Origin of the sequence: Actinomyces sp. oral taxon 170 str. F0386, assembly GCF_000195595.1 — a bacterium.
Classification (GTDB): Bacteria; Actinomycetota; Actinomycetes; order Actinomycetales; family Actinomycetaceae; genus Actinomyces.
This window is the reverse complement of the sequence record NZ_GL882514.1, coordinates 16537-33978: the sequence shown is the minus strand read 5'-3', so window position 1 is coordinate 33978 and position 17442 is coordinate 16537. Positions and strand designations below refer to the sequence as shown.

Here is a 17442-nt window from a genome sequence, read left to right as displayed (position 1 = left end):
ACGCCACCCAGTACGCCAACGACGCCACCGAGTCGAGGACTTCGATGAGCAGAACTTCCTCGATGACTTCCTCGATGGTCAGGCCGGCGGTTGTTCTGGCACCGTTGGCTGCGGCTCCGCTGTCTGAGGCGGCGTGTTGGGCCATGGCACAGGGGCTGCCTCGAGTGGCGAATGAGGACATGATGACCACGGTAGAAATTCCTGCGTTGACGTGGTGATGACGCGGTGAGTCGATAGCGTCGAGCGCTCGGTCGGATCCGGTCCTCACCACGGAGGAGACATCGGTATCCCCCTTATTTCATCAGTATCTTTTCCACAAATATACAGGATATTTTGTTGTATGCTCTCAATGGCGAGAGACATATTCGACTAGCTGGCCGGGAATGAGGATTCTGCTTGCCGATCTCGGTCAGGCGCTCCCGGTGGTCAACCGTGGACGCTGCTGCCTCATGCTGAAGGAGAAGGCTCCTGGTGCGCACTCCTTGGCAACGTCTCGCGTGAATGCCCGGTCCAGATTCCTCGGGGTCTCAGGAACCTGAGGAGAAAGGAAAGCACATGACAGTCACCGTCAGTGACCTTGTGAGGCCTGCTCGTCCAGCCATGATCGTCTCCGGCCTGCTGACCACCGTCGGTGCGCTGATGTCCATCGTCCCCTTCGAGGCCCTGCGCAACATGGCGGCCATCTGGTTGGGTGAGATCTCGTCGGAGGGCTGGCGGGGCAGCCTGTGGGTGTGGGCGGCGATCGCCGTCGTGGCCCTCTTCTCCTCTCAGGCCCTGTACCTGGCCGGCCTCGGGGTCACCCACTTGGCCGAGGCCAGGCTGCGTCATCACCTGCGTCAGCGGATCGTTGACGCCATCAGCCGGCTGCCCCTGGGGCAGGTGGCGCAGATCCCGCACGGCACGATCCGCAAGATGGTCTGCGACGACACCACCTCCATCCACACCCTCGTGGCCCACGTCCCCGGGGACGTCACCAACGCCGTCGTCATGGCGGGCGCCGGGACGGCCTACCTGCTGTGGACCGACTGGCGACTGGCATGCGCGCTGGTGGGACTGTGGCTACTTGCGCTGGGGGTCATGTCTCTGACCTTGTCCGGCGTCTCCGGCATCACCGAGCGCTTCGGGGCCGCCCAGACGGCGCTGTCCTCCGCAACCGTTGAGATGCTCGAAGGCATCAAGGAGATCAAGGGGTTCCAGGCCACAGACGCCTCCCGCACCCGCTTCAACCGGGCGCGCACCGAGTTCTCCCAGCTGTCATACGCGTGGGTGAGCAGGTCCGGCAAGACCAGCAGCGCGATGGGGGCTCTCCTGCGTCCCTCCACGGTCTTCGTGACCGTCGCGGTGCTGGCCGTCCTGTTCACCGCCCAGGGGTGGACGCCGCTATCGGCGACACTGCCCTTCTTCCTGGTGGCCCTCGGGCTGCCGGAAGGGCTCCTGATCCTCATCGGTCTGCTGCAGCACATCTACGAGTCCAGGATGGCCGCTCAGGCCACCGCCGACATGCTCTCCCAGCCGCTGATGCCCGAGGGGACCTACGACGACGGCGAGGGGCCGGCCCCCGGGCGCGTCGAGGTCGAAGACGTCACCTTCTCCTACGAGACCGGATTCCCGGTTCTGCACGGTCTGTCCTTCACGGCAGAGCCAGGAAGCGTGACGGCGCTCGTCGGACCCTCCGGAGGCGGCAAGTCGACTCTGGCCCGCCTCATCGCCCGCTTCTACGACGTCGACGACGGCGCCGTACGCGTCAGCGGCGTCGACGTGCGTGAGGCGACCTTCCCCTGGCTGCTCTCGCGCGTGGCGATCGTGCTGCAGGACGTGGCCCTGGCTCACGAGTCCGTCCACGACAACATCGCCCTGGGACGTCCCGGAGCCACTCGTCAGCAGGTCGAGGCGGCCGCCCAGGCGGCCTGCGTCCACGAGCGCATCATGCGCCTTCCCCGCGGCTACGACACGGTCCTGGGCGATGAGGGTGGATACCTCTCCGGCGGTGAGCGTCAGCGCGTCACCCTGGCGCGCGCCTACCTCCAGGACGCCCCCGTCCTCGTTCTGGACGAGGCCACTGCTCAGGCCGATCCCGCCTCCGAGCGAGACATCCACCGGGCCCTGTCCCAGCTGGCGGCCGGACGGACCGTCATCATCATCGCCCACCGCCTGTCCACCATCCGTGATGCCGACCAGATCCTCGTCGTCGATGCCGGACGCATCACCGAGCGTGGTACGCACGAGGAGCTGCTGGCCGCCGGCGGCCGCTATGCTGGCATGTGGCGCAGCCAGGACCTGAGCGAGGAGGCCGACGCCGTGACGCTGGTCAGTGCGCCCGGCCGAGCCCTCGCCGGGGCGGTGGCTCGGGGCACTGAAAGGTCTGTCGGATCCGTTGAGCCGGCTGGCAGTGAGGGGAGGTAATCATGTGGAAGCTGCTGACACGAGTCGTCAACGCCGTCGAGATCCGGGTCATTACCGCCTGGTTCGTGGCCTCCGCCGTCCTTCAGGGCCTCACCCTCGCTCTCATGATCCCCTTCCTGCGTGCCCTCTTCTCGCGCTCGGAGTCGTTGACCGGCTGGCTGATCGCCGTCGTCATTCTGGGGGTGAGCGTCCTCATCGTTGACACCACTGCCATGTACCGGTCCTACCGGGTCAGCGTCTTCGAGATCTGCGACACCATGATCGACCGTATTGCCGAGCACGTCCTGACCCTGCCACTGGGGTGGTTCAGCGCGGAGCGGGAGGCCGCCGTCGTCAATGCCACATCCAAGGAGGTCAACACCCTGTCCCATCTGACCTCCATGGTGATCGCCAACCTGTGCAACGCCTTCATCGTGCCGCTGGTGATGCTGGGGGCCACCGCCTTCGTCGAGTGGCCTCTGGCTCTTATCATGGCCGCTACCATCATCCCTCTGGTCCTCGTGCTGCGCCTCATGGGGGCCGCCACCACCCGTGCCAATGAGATGGAGGACCGCACCTCGAGCGCTGCCGCCGGCCGGCTCGTGGAGTTCGCCCGCCTCCAGCCGGTGCTGCGCGCCACGGGCGTCACCAGGACTGGCTGGGCTCCGGTGCGCTCCGCCCTTGAGGACGACGCAGAGTCCATGCTTGACGGTCTGCGCGTCAAAGGCCGGCCCGGCCAGTACTTCAACCTCATCGTCAACGTCGCCTTCGCACTGGTCATGGCGGTCGGTCTGTCGCGCGTGAGCGGTCACCGGCTCGACGTCGTCGCCTACCTCGCGATCATGGCCGTCACCGCGCGCACGCTCCTGCCGCTGACCAAGGCCGCCATGTACGCCTCCGAGGCGGACAACACGAAGGTCGCTCTGCGGGCTGTGGGGGACATCCTCGACGCGCGCCCCCTGCCCGATCCTGAGCCCGGGCAGGAGATCGCCCCTCAGGGAACCACGGTCGCATTGAGTGATGTCTCCTTCTCCTATGACGAGGGGCGCCCCGTTCTGGCGGGCGTGTCGCTGACCGCGCCCCAGGGGAGGGTGACCGCCCTGGTGGGCCCGTCGGGTGCGGGCAAGTCCACGATTCTGCGTCTGGCCGCCCGGTTCTGGGACGTCGACGACGGAACTGTCACGATCGGCGGGGTGCCGGTGCGATCCATACGAGCCGCAACGATCATGAGCATGACCTCCATGGTCTTCCAAGACGTCTACCTGTTCGACACCACCATCAGGGAGAACCTGCGCATCGCCCGGCCCGAGGCCACCGATGCCGAGCTGGCCGAGGCCGTCCGCCGAGCCCGCCTGGACCGCGTCGTCGAGGCACTCCCGCGCGGGTGGGACACGCAGGTCGGTCCCGGCGGGCTGAGCCTGTCCGGTGGGGAGCGTCAGCGCGTCGCCATCGCCCGTGCCTTCGTCAAGGACGCCCCGATCCTCCTGCTCGACGAGATCACCTCGGCCCTAGACGGGGAGAACGAGTCAGCCATCACCGAGGTCGTGCGCGAGCTCTCCGAAGGCCGCACCGTCATCATGGTGGCCCATCGTCTGTCCACCGTCCGTCAGGCCGATGAGGTCGTCTTCCTCGAACCGACTGGGGCCGGTGCCCGTGTGGCCCAGTGCGGTACGCCGCAGGAGCTGGCCGCCGTCCCCGGTCCCTTCCGTGACTTCATCGAGGCCTCCACGGCCTCCTCGCGCTGGCATATCCGTCAGGGGTGATGCAGGCCGCTTCGGGCAAGACAGAATGGCGGGTAGACGCTGTCCCGTACCGATCGGTACGGGACAGCGTTTCTGTTGCTATGAGAGCCCTTAAAGTCCCATGAAATCTCTTGGCAATACTGAGTGGTATGGTTGATACCAACCGGTACGGATCGTCTGATGGGCGATCGGGTGCTCGGTCCAGGTAGTTGAACGAAAGGAGGAGGTTTCATGGCCGACGTTCTAGCCATTGAGGACCTTCACAAGCACTTCGGAAGCGGATCGCACACGGTGAGAGCCAACGCCGGCGTCACCATGCGGGTGGGTGCCGGCGAGGTGGTCGGGCTCCTCGGGCACAATGGCGCGGGCAAGACCACGCTGGTCAACCAGGTGGTGGGGCTGCTGCGTCCAACCTCCGGGAGCATCAGGCTCGACGGAGTCGACGCCGTCGCCGACCCCGCTCTCGCCCGCCGTCTCACCAACGTCCAGGCACAGGCCAATGTCCCCATCACGGGGCTCACTCCTCTGACGGCCATCGACCTCGTGGGGCGCCTGCGAGGAGGGCGTCCGCGTCAGACGCGCAGACGCGCCGAGGAGCTCATCGAGGCCCTCGACCTGGGGGAGTGGGCCACGACTCCCGCACAGAAGATCTCCGGTGGCGTTGCCCGTCTGACGGCCTTCGCCATGTGCGCCGTCGTCCCCGGGCGCCTGGTCATCCTCGACGAGCCCACCAATGACGTCGACCCGGTACGCCGTCGCCTGCTGTGGGACCAGATCCGCCTCCTGGCCGATGCTGGATCCGCGGTCCTCCTCGTGACCCACAATGTGCGGGAGGCCGAACGGGCGGTCGACCGCCTCACCATCCTGGACCACGGTCACGTCATTGCCGAGGGAACTCCCGCAGCACTCGTGGCCGGCCACGGATCGTCCTTCGTCCTGGAGATCAGCCGGACTCCCGGCCGGCGGATCGAGCCTCCCGCGGGAATGAGCCTGACACAGCACGACGCCGCGCGTGCATCCGTGGCGGTGGACTCTCACCGTACGACGCAGGCCGTGGAGTGGGCCGCTCACGCCCTCAGGGACGGAGCGATCGAGCGCTATGAGCTGGCACCGATCTCACTGGAGGACGTCTACGTCGATCTCACCGGGAGTACGGGAGAGGAGGTGCGCCGTCATGCCGCCTGAACTCTGTGAATCCGCGGGAGGCCCGGCCCGTCCCGATGATTCGCGTCGTCCCCGTGCTGCCGCGTAAGCGCGGCGCGACTCCCATCCCCAGAGAATCAGGAAATGAAGGAGAACATGATGTCTACTCCAACCAGTACGACTGCTGATCCGGACCAGGCCGGTGGCACCGGCCCTCGGGTGACTCCGCTCTGGTACCAGCTCGGCCTGCTTGTTCAATGGCAGTTCCGACGCAGCCTGCCCGTGCTTCCTCTCTTCATCATCGTCCAGACGCTGCTGTCCGTCTCCATGGTCCTGGGATACGGGCTCATTGCGGGCCACCCAGGCCGCGAGGCGAGTCTCTACCTGGCCGGCGGCGGCCCGGCGATCGCGCTCATCTCGCTGGGACTCATCATGACGCCTCAGTGGGTCTCCCAGTCCCGCACTGAGGGCAGCCTGGACTGGATGCGCACCCTGCCCGTCCCCAGGATCGCCTTCCTCCTGGCAGACCTCGCGATCTGGACCGCTCTTGCACTGCCCGGCCTGGTTGTGGGCGTCATCGTCGCCAACGCCCGCTTCGACGTCGACCTCGCCCCGCAGTGGTGGCTGGTGCCCGGCGCCGTGCTGGTCGCCCTGACAGCGGCCTGCATCGGATATGCCATCGCCACGCTCCTGGCTCCGGCCCTGGCTCAGATCCTCTCCCAGGTGCTCGCCTTCAGCATCATGCTGTTCTCGCCCGTCAGCTTCCCTGCCGACAGGCTCCCCGACTGGGCCCAGGAGATCCACCGCTGGCTGCCCTTCGAGCCCATGGCTCAGGTGGTGCGTGCGGGACTGTTCTCGCACGACGCCAGCATGCCCGCCCGTTCCTGGGGCCTCCTGGGGGGATGGTGCCTGGTGGCCGTCGCCGGAGCGTCATGGGCCCTGGGAAGGCGGCCCTGAGTCGGCCGGGATGTCCGCATGGTCGGAGACCGGTGGAGGGAGTGACGAACGTGGAGGGGGGAAGTGCCGTGAACCCCTTTCTGAGGGGCCTCCTCTACAGTGGGGGCATGACCGCCAGGAGCTCCGCCCGTGGGACGAACAGTGACAGTGATGACTCCGGGGCCTCCGCCTCTGATGACATCAGGGAGGCGACGCGCGCCCTCAATGAGGCGATCACCGCCTTCTCCCGTGCAGTGGGGGCGGCCGGTCAGGGAGCGCGCCGGAGCAGTGAGAGTGCGGTAGCGGCCTCCCTGGACCTCGCCTCCCGGAAGCTGGCCTCCGCCTCCACTGCAGTCAGCGGCGCCGCCTCGGGGCGGGGCGGTGGACGCCGTCGGAGCGAGGAGACCCGGGCGCGGCTCCTGACCGCCGCCCGGGAGGTCTTCGCCGCCAAGGGCTACGAGGGGGCAGCGGTCAGCGACATCGCCTCGGCCGCTGGATTCACCAAGGGCGCCTTCTACTCCTCCTTCCCCTCCAAGGAGGCTCTGTTCCTGGAAGTCGTCACCTGTGGTGAGGAGAGCTCGGATGAGGCCACTCGGGAGATGGCGAGCCCCGAGCAGTGGAGTGAGCAGCTCCAGGAGCTTCCCATGGAGGATGTTGTCCTGCACCTGGAGACCTGGCTCTACGCGATTCGTCATGAGGACTCCCGCGACAGGCTGGCCGGCACCTGGCGCCGCTGGCTGAGAGAGACCTCCCACCTGGTGGCCCGTTCCCACGGACGCCGCGAGCCGAGCCAGCAGGATGAGGAGACGGCCTTCGGGCTCCTTGCGGTGGGCATCTTCGGCCGCGTGAGTGCCGCAGCCACCACCTCGCAGGAGATCGAGCCCATCATCCAGCGCCTGTCCGAGCGGCTCCTTGATACGGCAGACGACTGACGCCGCCACTCGCCGAGAGCGACATGTTTCGCGTAGGGGTGTGGAAAAACGGTCGCCCTCCGCGAAGAACGCCCGGCTCGGGGCGGGGTGCGCTCGCGGTCAGGCGAGCTGCTCCCGGTAGCGGTGGACCACCAGCTCGGCGACCGTCGGGTGGTCGCCGATGGGAGCGGCCACGACGTCGGCGCCCGTGGAGTGCAGGGCCCGATGGAAACGCCCTTCCGCCAGCAGGTAGGTGGCCACACCCACCCGCCTGGCACCCCGGGCCCGGGCCGAGCTCACCGCGTCACGGACGCTGGGGCGCGCAGCCGAGAGGTAGGCGGGCGTTACCCTGCGTCCCAGACGCGCTTCGAGCAAGCGGGTGATGGCCTCGACCTCCTCCAGAGCCGCCCCCTGACGTGACCCGGCCGCGCCCAGGACGATGTGGTCGAGTCCTGCGAGCCCGCCCAGGGACGCGGATGCCTCGTGGAGACGCTGCGCGACGGCCTCCACCAGGTGCTCCTCGACTCCCAGGTGCCCGGTGACCGTCCCCGACCCGTGTCGCTCTACCGCGGCCGGTACGTCATTGAGGACGTGATAGCCGCGGGCCAGGAAGAAGGGCAGCACCACCGGATCCACCAGCCCCTCCAGCGCCGTGGCCGGGTCCGGGGGCTGGAGCTCGATGTAGCCTGTGCGCACCTCCACCGCCGGTAGGATCGTGCGGACGCGCTCGGCGGTGCGGGACATGACTGAGGACGGCCCGGGCCGGCGCGAGCCGTGGGCGAGCAGCACCAGAGGACGAGTGCTCATACCGGTTCCACCACCAGATCTGCGTGCGTGCGAGAACGAGCCGGCTCGACCGACACCGGCCTGACGGGCCCACCGGCGGTGATCGGATCGTCCGGTACAGCAACCTCAGGTGCGTGGCCGCGCTGATGAGTGGATCGGACCTCCTCAAGTGCCTGATCGGTCTCCTCGCGGATGTCTTTGGCACTAGCCCGCGCCTTGCGGATCGCCAGGGTCAGGAAGGCCGCCCAGATCACCCCGAGCGCGCCGTACACCATGACCCCGGTTCGGGCCGAGGCCTCGGCCCAGGACAGCAGGACTCGCAGGTTTGTGGTCAGGATCAGCCCGCCGACGGCGGTGCCCAGCACCGCTCCGGGCAGACGGGAGACCAGCCAGGCGGCGATCGGAGCCGCCACCAGCCCGCCGGCCAGCAGGGCCAGGACGATCCCGAGGCTGATGCCCGCCGTGCCCAGTCCGGTGAGGAACCCGGCCGAGGCCGCCGCCGTCACCAGGAACTCCGAGGCCCCCACCGAGCCGACAACGGTGCGTGGCGCCGTGCGACCGCCCGTGAGCAGCGTCGTCGTCACCACCGGTCCCCAGCCGCCACCGCCGGTGGCGTCAACGAAACCGCCCACCATCCCCAGAGGAACCAGGAGCCGTCTGCCGTGCGGGGAGCGCCGGCTACCAGAGCCTCGGGGCGGGCGTAGGGCGAAACGCCCCAGAACATAGGCCCCCAGCAGGATCAGCAGGCTCGCCGTCACCGGGGTCGCTGCGCGGGTCGACAGGTGCGACAGGACCGTGGCGCCGCTGAAGGCCCCCACCGCACCGGGCAGCCCCAGCCGGACCACCAGGCGGGGGTCGGTGTTGCCCAGTCGCCAGTGGGAGGCCCCCGAGGCCAGGGTCGTGCCGATCTCAGCCAGGTGCACCGAGGCCGAGGCCAGTGCCGGGCTCAGTCCGGCCAGAAGTAGCAGGGAGGACGAGGTCATGCCGTACCCCATCCCGAGGGAGCCGTCGACCAGTTGAGCGGCCAGGCCGACGAGGGCGAGAAGGACGAGCTTACGCATCAGTGACTCCAGGAGGTTCGGTTTTCGTGCGCCGAGGTGGACTCAAGCGGCGGGGCTTGCCGGCCTGGTCTCCTCGACGACTCGGTCGGCCCAGTACGGGCTCAGGGTGACGACGTCGCCGATGACGATGACCGCGGGGGCGGTCACGCCGTACCGCGTGGCGACGTCGGCCAGACATCGCAGCTCGGTGGTGGTCACGCGCTGGTCGGGGTGGTAGCCGCGCTCGATGATCGCCGCCGGAGTGGCCGGATCGCTGCCGGCCTCCAGCAGGGAGGTGACTGAGTCCCGCAGCCGGGAGACCCCCATGAGCAGGATGAGTGTGTGATCGCGGCGCTGGGGGAGTACCCCGAGATCCGAATGAGCCGTGATGACCGAGAAGCCGCGCGACAGGCCCCGGTGCGTGACGGGGATCCCCGCCGCCGCGGGCACGGCGATGGCGCTGGTGATCCCCGGGACGACCTCGACGGCGACACCTGCCCCACGGCAGGCGGCGGCCTCCTCTCCGCCACGCCCGAGCACGTAGGGGTCTCCGCCCTTGAGACGGACCACCCCCTTGCCGCGGCGGGCCAGGTCGACCAGGAGCGCATCGATCTCCTCCTGACTCATGACGTGCAGGCCGCGCCGCTTGGAGGCGTCGATGACCTCGGTGCCGGGGCGGAGATCCTCCAGGAGGTCTCGGGGCGCCAGCGCGTCGACGACGACCGTGTCCGCCTGGCCCAGCAGCTCCAGACCACGGGCGGTGATGAGACCGCTGCTGCCCGGGCCACCGCCCACCAGCGCCACCCAGCCGGTGGGCTGCCCGGGGCCGGAACCCGGTGCAGACGGCGAGGCCGACGGTGATGGCACGGACGGGGCTGCTGAGGACTCCGAGGCCGCAGGCGTATCAGGTGAGATCTCGCGGGCCATGCCTCAGCCCCTGCCGGAGGAGACGGCCGCAGCCGGTTCGCTGCTGCCTGTGCTCGCCAGCTGCACCATGCCCGCCCCGAGTGTGCCGCCCTCATGGGCGTCGATGAGGAGGAAGGCGCCGTCGGACCGGGAGACCGAGTAGTCGGCCAACGGCACCGGGGAGGCCAGGCGCAACTGCACCAGGCCGATGTCGTTGAGCTCAAGGGCGTCCGCCTGCACCGTGGTCAGGTCGTCCAGGTCGAGGCGGCCCTCGATGGTGCGCACAATCGCCTGGACCGTCTGGGCGCCGTGCTTGAGCAGCACCCGCGCCCGGGGGCGCAGGGGCTCCTCGCTCAGCCAGGACACGCGGGCCTCGACCTCGGTGAGCACCTGGGGCGCATCGTCCGCCGCGGCCAGGGTGTCGCCGCGGGCTACGTCGACGTCGTCGGCCAGACGAACCGTGACGGACTGGCCCTCAACGGCCTCCTCCAGGTTGCGCTCGCCCAGGTCGATGCCGGCCACGCGTGAGCGCCTGCCCGAGGGCAGAACCACGATGGGGTCGCCGACGCGCACCGTGCCCGAGGCGATCTGCCCGGCGTAACCCCGGTAGTCGCGCAGCTCCGGAGTCGGAGCGGCGCCCTGGGGACGGATGACCAGCTGGACCGGCAGGCGGAAGGCGCCCTCGTCGCGGGCGGTGGGCAGGGACTCCAGGAGCCCCAGCAGGGTCGGCCCCTCGTAGAAGGGCGTGCTGGCCGAGGCCTCGACGATGTTGTCGCCCAGGAGCGCGGAGGTCGGCAGAACGTGGATCGCGGCCACGCCCAGCTCTGCGGCCACGGCGCGGATGTCGGCCTCGATACCTGCGTAGACCTCGGCGGAGAAGTCCACCAGGTCGATCTTGTTGACCGCGATGACGACGTGCGGGACCCGTAGGAGCGCGGCGACCGCCAGGTGACGGCGCGTCTGCTCCAGGACCCCGTTGCGGGCGTCCACCAGCAGCACGACGACGTCGGCCGTGGAGCAGCCGGTGACTGTGTTGCGGGTGTACTGCACGTGCCCGGGGCAGTCGGCCAGGATGAAGGAGCGCCTCGGGGTGGCGAAGTAGCGGTAGGCGACGTCGATCGTGATGCCCTGCTCGCGCTCGGCCCGCAGCCCGTCGGTCAGCAGCGCGAGGTCCGCGCTGGTCAGGCCTCGGTCCAGGCTGACCTGCTCGACGGCGGCCAGCTGGTCGCGCAGCACGGACTTGGAGTCGAACAGCAGGCGACCCACGAGCGTGGACTTGCCGTCGTCGACGCTGCCGGCCGTGGCCAGGCGCAGCAGCGAACCGGTGGCGGCGCGCGCCTCCGCCTCGGCGGGGATATCGGTGAGGGTGGGGGTGCTCATCAGAAGTAGCCCTCCTTCTTGCGGTCCTCCATGGCCGCCTCGCTGAGACGGTCATCGGCGCGGGTGGCTCCCCGCTCGGTCAGGGTGGAGGCGGCGACCTCCAGGACGATGTCGTGGTTGGTGGCGGCCCCGGACTCGACGGCGCCCGTGCAGGACATGTCGCCCACGGTGCGGTAGCGCACGGTGCGGGTGACCACCTCCTCGCCGTCGCGCAGCCGGTTGACGCCGCCGGCGGCCAGCCACATGCCGTCGCGCAGGAACACCTCGCGCTCGTGGGCGTAGTAGAGGCCGGGCAGCTCGATGTCCTCGCGCTCGATGTAGCGCCACACGTCCAGCTCGGTCCAGTTGCTCAACGGGAAGACCCGCACGTGCTCGCCGGGGCGGTGGCGGGGGTTGAGAAGGTTCCACAGCTCGGGGCGCTGGTTGCGCGGGTCCCACTGGCCGAACTCGTCGCGCAAGGAGACGATGCGCTCCTTGGCGCGGGCCTTCTCCTCGTCGCGGCGCCCGCCGCCGAAGACGCCGTCGAAGCCGCCCTCCTCGATGGCGTCGAGGAGTGGGATCGTCTGGAGCGGGTTGCGGGTGCCGTCGGTGCGCTCGCGCAGACGACCGTCGTCGATGTAGTCCTGGACCCGGGCCACCACCAGCCGCAGTCCGAGGTCCTCGACCGTCTGGTCGCGGTAGGCCAGCACCTCGGGGAAGTTATGACCGGTGTCCACGTGCAGGACCGGGAAGGGGATCGGAGCGGGCCAGAAGGCCTTGCGCGCCAGGTGCAGCATGACCACGGAGTCCTTGCCCCCGGAGAACAGCAGTACCGGGCGGCGGCACTCGGCGGCGATCTCCCTGATGACGAGGATGGCCTCGGCCTCCAGGACATCGAGGATGTCCAGGGCCTCGGTGGCCGTGGCGGCCCCGGAAAGGTCAGTGAGACCGACCGGTTCGAGGCCCGGCGCCTGAGCAGGGTCGGGGGAGGAGATCGGGGCCGATTGGGTGAGGGTCAGGGTGATGCTCATAGGTGGATTCCGCATTCTGTCTTGGTGAATCCGGCCCAGCGGCCGGAACGGGGGTCGTCTCCGGGCATGACTCGTGCCGTGCATGGGGCGCAGCCGATCGAGGGATAGCCGTCGTACAGGAGGGGGTTGATGAGCACCCCGTGCTGTTCGGCGTAGTCGGTCAGTTCCTCCATGGTCCAGGCGGCCAGGGGGTTGATCTTGACGATCTCGTGGGTGGCGTCCCAGCCGATCAGGGGCGTGCGGGTGCGGGTGGGTGCGTCCTCGCGCCGCACCCCGGTGGCCCACGCCTCGTAGCCGCTCAGGGCCCGGGCCAGCGGCTCGACCTTGCGCAGACGGCAGCATGCGGCCGGGTCTCGTGACCACAGGTCCGGTCCGTAGCGTGCGTCCTGCTCGGCCACGGTCAGCTCAGGAGCCACGTCGACGACGGTGACGTCCATGGTGGCGGCCACCGCGTCACGGGTACCCATGGTCTCCGCGAAGTGGTACCCGGTGTCCAGGAAGAGGACGTCGACGCCGGGCAGGACCCGGGAGACCACGTGCGGCAGGACGGCGTCGGCCATGGAGCAGGCCACGGCGAGTGTGCTGGGGAAGTTCTGGGCCGCCCACTGGGCGACGTCGAGGGCCTCGGCGTCGTCACCGAGCTCGCGAGTCCCGGCCTCGGCCAGCTCGCGCAGCTCCTCCTTGGGGCGCAGTCGGGGGGTCGTCTCCGTCCGGTGCGGGACGCCGGACGACGCGGCGGTTGCTGCCAGGCTCATGCGAGGTCCTCCTCCTCGGCTCGGTGCGCCCACTGGGCGAAGCTCTCCTCGGGGAGGCGCTGGTCCAGGTAGCGGCGCACCAGGCGCTCGACGTAGTCGGTCAGGCCGGAGGCGGGGACCTTGAGCCCGCGCACCGTGCGGCCCAGGCCGGCCTCGGCGCGTCCGTCGGCGGCCAGGCCACCGCCCAGGTGCACCTGGAAGCCGGGCATCTGCTCACCGTCGACCGTGATGATCTGGCCCTTGAGGCCGATATCCGCGATCTGGATGCGGGCGCAGGAGTTCGGGCAGCCGTTGACGGTCAGGGTGATGCGCCGCTCCAGGTCGGTGTCAGCCAGACGCGCGTCGAGCTCGGCCGAGACCCGCGCCGCCAGCTTCTTGGTCTCCACGATCGCGAACTTGCAGAACTCCAGCCCGGTGCAGGCCAGGGTCGAGCGGGTGAAAGCGCCCGGGTCGGGATCGAGCCCCAGCTCCTGCAGGCCGGCGACGGCGTCGTCGACCCTGTCAGCCGGCACGTCCAGGAGCAGCAGGTTCTGCAGCGGGGTGGTGCGCACCCGGTCCGAGCCGACCTGCTCGGCCAGGTCTGCCAGGCCCAGCAGGACGTCCCCGCTCAACCGGCCGACCGGCGGCTTGGCCCCCACCCAGAAGCGGCCGTCCTTCTGCTCGTGGACGCCGATGTGGTCGGAGTCCCCGCTCGGCTCCTCGGGGGCCGGCCCGTCGGGTAGGGCGCGCCCCAGGTAGTCGTCCTGGAGGACCTGGCGGAACTTCTCCGGCCCCCACTCGGCCATGAGGAACTTCAGCCGGGCCTTGTTGCGCAGGCGACGGTAGCCGTAGTCGCGGAAGATGCGGATGACGCCGTACCAGACGTCCAGGGCGTCCTCAGGCGTGACGAAGGCCCCCAGCCGCTGACCCAGACGTGGGGCGGTGGACAGGGCGCCGGCCACCCACAGGTCATAGCCGGGACCAAGCTCGGGGTGGTTGACGCCGACGAAGGAGATGTCGTTGATCTCGTGGAGGATGTCGAGGCTGGGGGAGCCGGTGATGGCGGTCTTGAACTTGCGGGGCAGGTTGGCCAGCTCGGGGTCGCCGAGGTAGGTGGCCTTGATGGCCTCGGCCAGCGGGGTCGGATCGATGACCTCGTCCTTGGCGATGCCGGCCACCGGGGAGACCAGGAACCCTCGAGGCGTGTCCCCGCAGCCCTCGATCGTGGTCAGACCCACCGACTCCAGGCTGCGCCACAGCTCGGGCACGTTGTCAATCTCGACCCAGTGGAGCTGGATGTTCTGCCTGTCGGTGATGTCCGCCGTGCCGCGGGCGAAGTCGTTGGAGACCGAACCCAGCACACGCAGCTGCTCACGGCTCAGGCTCCCGCCGTCCAGGCGCACCCGCTGCAGGAAATAGCGGTCGGAGAGCTCGGAGGCGTCCAGCTGGGCGGTGCGGCCCCCGTCGATACCCTGCTTGCGCTGGGTGTACAGACCCCACCAGCGGAAACGGCCGTTGAGGTCGTCGGGTGCGATGGTCTCGTAGCCGCCGGGGCCGTAGATGTTCACGATCCGTTCGCGTACCGCCAGCGGGGAACCGTCCTGCTTGAAGGCCTCGTTGTCATTGAGCGGATTGCGCCCGTCGAGGGCCCACTGGCCGTTCGACCGGGCCTTGCGCGGTGGGCGCACGGTGCGGGCAGGTGGCGTGACGGTGGTGGTCATTGCTCCTCCATGACGGTGACGTGTCATTGGCACATGAGGAGCGTCCGGGGCCGGCCTGGGGTGCTGCTGCGTACAGAGCCTGTAGAGCCGTTCGGTTGGCGTCAGCCGCTTCAACGGGGCCTTCCGGACGCTTCGTTGCGCCGGATACCTCGTTGCGGGGGTGAAGTCCCCGTGGTGTCAGGCGCTGGTCAGGCCCGACAACACATGACCGCGTGAGCACGCAGAATTTCAGCGGGATAAACACCGCTGAAAAGAGCTGCGTGAGAGAAGGTCATGGCGAAAACCGTAGCGGGGTAGGTAAGTGACGGCAAGTAGTGAAGATATGTGCTGCCGCTCACGCCGTCGTCGTCAAGGTGACCTTTTCCTTGTAGAACAATGAAAAAGGTTGCTCGGCGTGACACGCACCCCTGCTGGCGAGTGGGTGCCGAGTGGGTGCCTGAGCGCGCTCGCGGCTATGCGCCCAGCTCACGGTCCCGTTCGACGATGGCCTCGAAAGCGCGTATGACGGCGTCGGAGAAACCGGCGCGCTCCAGGGCCACCATGCCGGCCACCGACGTGCCGCCGGGGGAGCAGACCGCGTCGATGAGGTCGGCCGGGGTGCGCCCGTGCCCGCCCTCGGCGGTGCGCTGGGCCTCGGTCTGCACGGTTCGGGCAGTCCCCAGGACGGCCTGGGCCACGATCTGGACGGCCAGGGCCTTGGGGAGGCCGCCCATGACGCCGGCGCGGGCCAAAGCGTCGACGAAGGCGCACACCAGGGCGGGGGAGGACCCCGCCAGGCCGATGAAGGCGGAGAAGTCCTTCTCCTCCAGGATGACGGTCCGTCCGATCGTCTCCATGAGGGTGCGCACCGTCTCCAGGTCGTGGGCGCCGGTGCTGCTCCCCGGGGCCAGTGCCGTCATGGACTCGCCCACCGCCGCTGCCATGTTCGGCATCGTGCGCACCACCCGGGTACCCTCGGGCAGCATCGACTCGAGGCGCTCCAGCGTCAGGCCGGCTGCGATGGAGACCACCAGAGGCTTGCTGCGGCCGATGGCCTCGGAGAGCCCGGTGAGCACGCTGGGGATGACGTAGGGCTTGACCCCCAGGATGAGGATGTCACTGCGTGAGACCAGGTCGGCGGCGTCGGGCACGTGGACGGCCCCCACCTGGGCCGCCAGGCGCTCGGCGGAACCGTGCTTGCTGGTGAGCAGGAGGTGCCCGGCGGGTGTTCCCGCGGCCACCGCCCCTCGCACGATCGCACTGACCATGTTACCGGCACCGATGAAACCGATCCGCATGAGGGCCTCCTGCTCGTCTGCGATGTGAGGCCAACACGGTACCGCGCCGGTGCAACGGGCGAAACGACTTCCGGGGAGTCGGTTGGTTCGTGGCGCGATGCCCCCGGGGCCTCAGAGCACCATGGCAGCGATCCACCCGGCGATGAGCAGCGGGATGTTGAAGTGCAGGAAGGTCGGGATGACCGAGTCGCGCATGTGGTCGTGCTGACCGTCCGCGTTGAGCCCGGCCGTGGGGCCCAGTGTGGAGTCCGACGCAGGTGAGCCGGCGTCCCCCAGCGCTCCGGCGGTCCCGATGAGGGAGACCGTGGCCACCGGTGAGAAGCCCAGTGACAGGCACAGTGGTACGTAGATCGCCGAGATGATCGGCAGGGTGGAGAAGGATGAGCCGATCCCCATCGTCACGATGAGGCCCACGAGCAGCATGACGAAGGCTGCGGCGGGCTTGGACCCGGCGAACAGGGAGGTCGCCGACTTCACTAGCGGCTCGATCTGCTTGGTCTCCTTCAGGACAGCGGCGAAGCCCTGCGCCGTGATCATGATGAGCCCGATGAGAGCCATCATCCGCATACCTCCGGTGAAGACGTCGTCGGCCTCGGCGATGGTGACGACCCGGGTGGCCATGAACAACAGGAGGCCAAGGAGCGCCCCGACCAGGAGTGGATCGGCCTTGGACTCCGTCCAGGTCAGGAAGGTCTGCACCGCGAAGCAGGCGACGACGGCGACCAGTGCGATCGCCACCTTGCGGCGGTCCACCTCGACCGGGCCGGAGATCTCCTCGCCCGAGTCGCTGCCGGTGTCGATCCGGTAGGTGCGGGGCTTGCGGTAGGTGACGAATACGGCGATGAGCAGGCCCACGATCATGCCCAGCGCCGGGATCCCCATGGCCTGGGTGGCTGAGACGTGGGAGACGTCCAAGCCCGCGTCCTTGATGTTGGCATAGAGGATGTCGTGGAGGAAGACCCGCCCGAAGCCCAAGGGCAGGAACATGTAGGTGGTCACCAGGCCGAAGGTGATGGCGCAGGCCACTGCGCGGCGGTCCAGCTGCAGGCGACTCATGACGATGAGCAGCGGCGGGACCACCAGCGGGATGAAGGCGATGTGGACCGGGATGAGGTTCTGGCTCATGATCGCCATGACGGTCAGACCGCCCAGCACCAGCATGGTCGTCATGCGAATGGCCTTGCGGGAGGCGGACTCGTCCTCGGTCTCGATCCTGGCGATGAGCCAGTTCGCCAGCAGCTGGGGCAGGCCCGAGTGCGCGACCGCCATGGCGAAGGCCCCCAGCAGGGCGTAGGACAGGGCGATCTTGGCGCCGTCAGCCAGACCGTCCTGGAAGGCCACCATGGTCTCGCTGATGCCCAGGCCGGCGGTCAGGCCGCCCACGAGCGCGCCAACGAACAGTGAGAGCACCACATGGACGCGCAGCATCGCCAGGACGAGCATGACCAGGACGGCGAGGATGACGGCGTTCACT

Annotated in this window: 14 protein-coding genes; 5 read left to right on the top strand and 9 right to left on the bottom strand. The window is 69.0% G+C overall.

The features are described 5' to 3' along the window. Positions 1 to 555: 555 nt before the first annotated feature. From HMPREF9056_RS02070 to HMPREF9056_RS02050, 5 genes are all read left to right on the top strand, one after another. Positions 556 to 2403: an ABC transporter ATP-binding protein gene (locus HMPREF9056_RS02070; protein WP_050792970.1), complete on the top strand. Its 1848-nt coding sequence runs from the start codon at positions 556 to 558 to the stop codon at positions 2401 to 2403. A gap of 2 nt (positions 2404 to 2405) precedes the next feature. Then, a complete protein-coding gene (locus HMPREF9056_RS02065; RefSeq protein WP_009402325.1) occupies positions 2406 to 4145 on the top strand; it encodes an ABC transporter ATP-binding protein in 1740 nt (579 codons plus the stop codon). Between the two features lie 210 nt (positions 4146 to 4355). Further along, positions 4356 to 5309: an ABC transporter ATP-binding protein gene (locus HMPREF9056_RS02060; protein WP_009402324.1), complete on the top strand. Its 954-nt coding sequence runs from the start codon at positions 4356 to 4358 to the stop codon at positions 5307 to 5309. 117 nt (positions 5310 to 5426) lie between these two features. Beyond that, entirely contained in the window at positions 5427 to 6224 is a 798-nt protein-coding gene (locus HMPREF9056_RS02055; protein WP_034513416.1) for an ABC transporter permease, read from the top strand. Positions 6225 to 6331: 107 nt separating this feature from the next. Then, on the top strand, positions 6332 to 7135 hold the full coding sequence (locus HMPREF9056_RS02050) for a TetR/AcrR family transcriptional regulator (protein ID WP_034513426.1): 804 nt from the start codon (positions 6332 to 6334) through the stop codon (positions 7133 to 7135). A 99-nt stretch (positions 7136 to 7234) separates the two neighbouring features. Here HMPREF9056_RS02050 and HMPREF9056_RS02045 read toward each other — a convergent pair whose 3' ends face one another. The 9 genes from HMPREF9056_RS02045 to HMPREF9056_RS02005 form a co-directional block, all read right to left on the bottom strand. Next, positions 7235 to 7921, bottom strand: a complete 687-nt coding sequence (locus HMPREF9056_RS02045; RefSeq protein WP_034513414.1) for a sirohydrochlorin chelatase — start codon at positions 7919 to 7921, stop codon at positions 7235 to 7237. Continuing rightward, on the bottom strand, positions 7918 to 8961 hold the full coding sequence (locus tag HMPREF9056_RS02040; protein ID WP_009402320.1) for a sulfite exporter TauE/SafE family protein: 1044 nt from the start codon (positions 8959 to 8961) through the stop codon (positions 7918 to 7920). Before HMPREF9056_RS02040 ends, HMPREF9056_RS02045 begins: the two co-directional genes overlap by 4 nt. A 42-nt stretch (positions 8962 to 9003) precedes the next feature. Then, positions 9004 to 9867, bottom strand: a complete 864-nt coding sequence (cobA, locus tag HMPREF9056_RS02035) for a uroporphyrinogen-III C-methyltransferase (protein WP_253269897.1) — start codon at positions 9865 to 9867, stop codon at positions 9004 to 9006. Between the two features lie 3 nt (positions 9868 to 9870). After that, positions 9871 to 11226: a sulfate adenylyltransferase subunit 1 gene (locus HMPREF9056_RS02030; RefSeq protein ID WP_009402318.1), complete on the bottom strand. Its 1356-nt coding sequence runs from the start codon at positions 11224 to 11226 to the stop codon at positions 9871 to 9873. Then, positions 11226 to 12236 (bottom strand): sulfate adenylyltransferase subunit CysD, encoded by a 1011-nt coding sequence (gene cysD, locus HMPREF9056_RS02025; protein ID WP_009402317.1) that lies wholly within the window; start codon positions 12234 to 12236, stop codon positions 11226 to 11228. Before cysD ends, HMPREF9056_RS02030 begins: the two co-directional genes overlap by 1 nt. Continuing rightward, complete coding sequence (locus tag HMPREF9056_RS02020) at positions 12233 to 12991, bottom strand: phosphoadenylyl-sulfate reductase (protein ID WP_009402316.1); 759 nt, start codon at positions 12989 to 12991, stop codon at positions 12233 to 12235. The genes cysD and HMPREF9056_RS02020 overlap by 4 nt, the downstream gene beginning before the upstream one ends. Beyond that, positions 12988 to 14691, bottom strand: a complete 1704-nt coding sequence (locus tag HMPREF9056_RS02015; protein WP_009402315.1) for a nitrite/sulfite reductase — start codon at positions 14689 to 14691, stop codon at positions 12988 to 12990. The genes HMPREF9056_RS02020 and HMPREF9056_RS02015 overlap by 4 nt, the downstream gene beginning before the upstream one ends. 452 nt (positions 14692 to 15143) lie before the next feature. Next, on the bottom strand, positions 15144 to 15968 hold the full coding sequence (gene proC, locus HMPREF9056_RS02010) for a pyrroline-5-carboxylate reductase (protein ID WP_009402313.1): 825 nt from the start codon (positions 15966 to 15968) through the stop codon (positions 15144 to 15146). A 111-nt stretch (positions 15969 to 16079) separates the two neighbouring features. Continuing rightward, complete coding sequence (locus HMPREF9056_RS02005) at positions 16080 to 17441, bottom strand: Na+/H+ antiporter family protein (RefSeq protein ID WP_009402312.1); 1362 nt, start codon at positions 17439 to 17441, stop codon at positions 16080 to 16082. Position 17442 lies beyond the last annotated feature (1 nt).

What these genes read in the sequence shown, in the direction of transcription:
- cysD (WP_009402317.1), bottom strand. Translation starts at nt 12,236, where the DNA reads ATGAGCATCACCCTGACCCTCACCCAATCGGCCCCGATCTCCTCCCCC.
- HMPREF9056_RS02040 (WP_009402320.1), bottom strand. Translation starts at nt 8,961, where the DNA reads ATGCGTAAGCTCGTCCTTCTCGCCCTCGTCGGCCTGGCCGCTCAACTG.
- HMPREF9056_RS02030 (WP_009402318.1), bottom strand. Translation starts at nt 11,226, where the DNA reads ATGAGCACCCCCACCCTCACCGATATCCCCGCCGAGGCGGAGGCGCGC.
- HMPREF9056_RS02045 (WP_034513414.1), bottom strand. Translation starts at nt 7,921, where the DNA reads ATGAGCACTCGTCCTCTGGTGCTGCTCGCCCACGGCTCGCGCCGGCCC.
- HMPREF9056_RS02060 (WP_009402324.1), top strand. Translation starts at nt 4,356, where the DNA reads ATGGCCGACGTTCTAGCCATTGAGGACCTTCACAAGCACTTCGGAAGC.
- cobA (WP_253269897.1), bottom strand. Translation starts at nt 9,867, where the DNA reads ATGGCCCGCGAGATCTCACCTGATACGCCTGCGGCCTCGGAGTCCTCA.
- HMPREF9056_RS02070 (WP_050792970.1), top strand. Translation starts at nt 556, where the DNA reads ATGACAGTCACCGTCAGTGACCTTGTGAGGCCTGCTCGTCCAGCCATG.
- HMPREF9056_RS02020 (WP_009402316.1), bottom strand. Translation starts at nt 12,991, where the DNA reads ATGAGCCTGGCAGCAACCGCCGCGTCGTCCGGCGTCCCGCACCGGACG.
- HMPREF9056_RS02050 (WP_034513426.1), top strand. Translation starts at nt 6,332, where the DNA reads ATGACCGCCAGGAGCTCCGCCCGTGGGACGAACAGTGACAGTGATGAC.
- HMPREF9056_RS02055 (WP_034513416.1), top strand. Translation starts at nt 5,427, where the DNA reads ATGTCTACTCCAACCAGTACGACTGCTGATCCGGACCAGGCCGGTGGC.
- HMPREF9056_RS02065 (WP_009402325.1), top strand. Translation starts at nt 2,406, where the DNA reads ATGTGGAAGCTGCTGACACGAGTCGTCAACGCCGTCGAGATCCGGGTC.
- proC (WP_009402313.1), bottom strand. Translation starts at nt 15,968, where the DNA reads ATGCGGATCGGTTTCATCGGTGCCGGTAACATGGTCAGTGCGATCGTG.
- HMPREF9056_RS02015 (WP_009402315.1), bottom strand. Translation starts at nt 14,691, where the DNA reads ATGACCACCACCGTCACGCCACCTGCCCGCACCGTGCGCCCACCGCGC.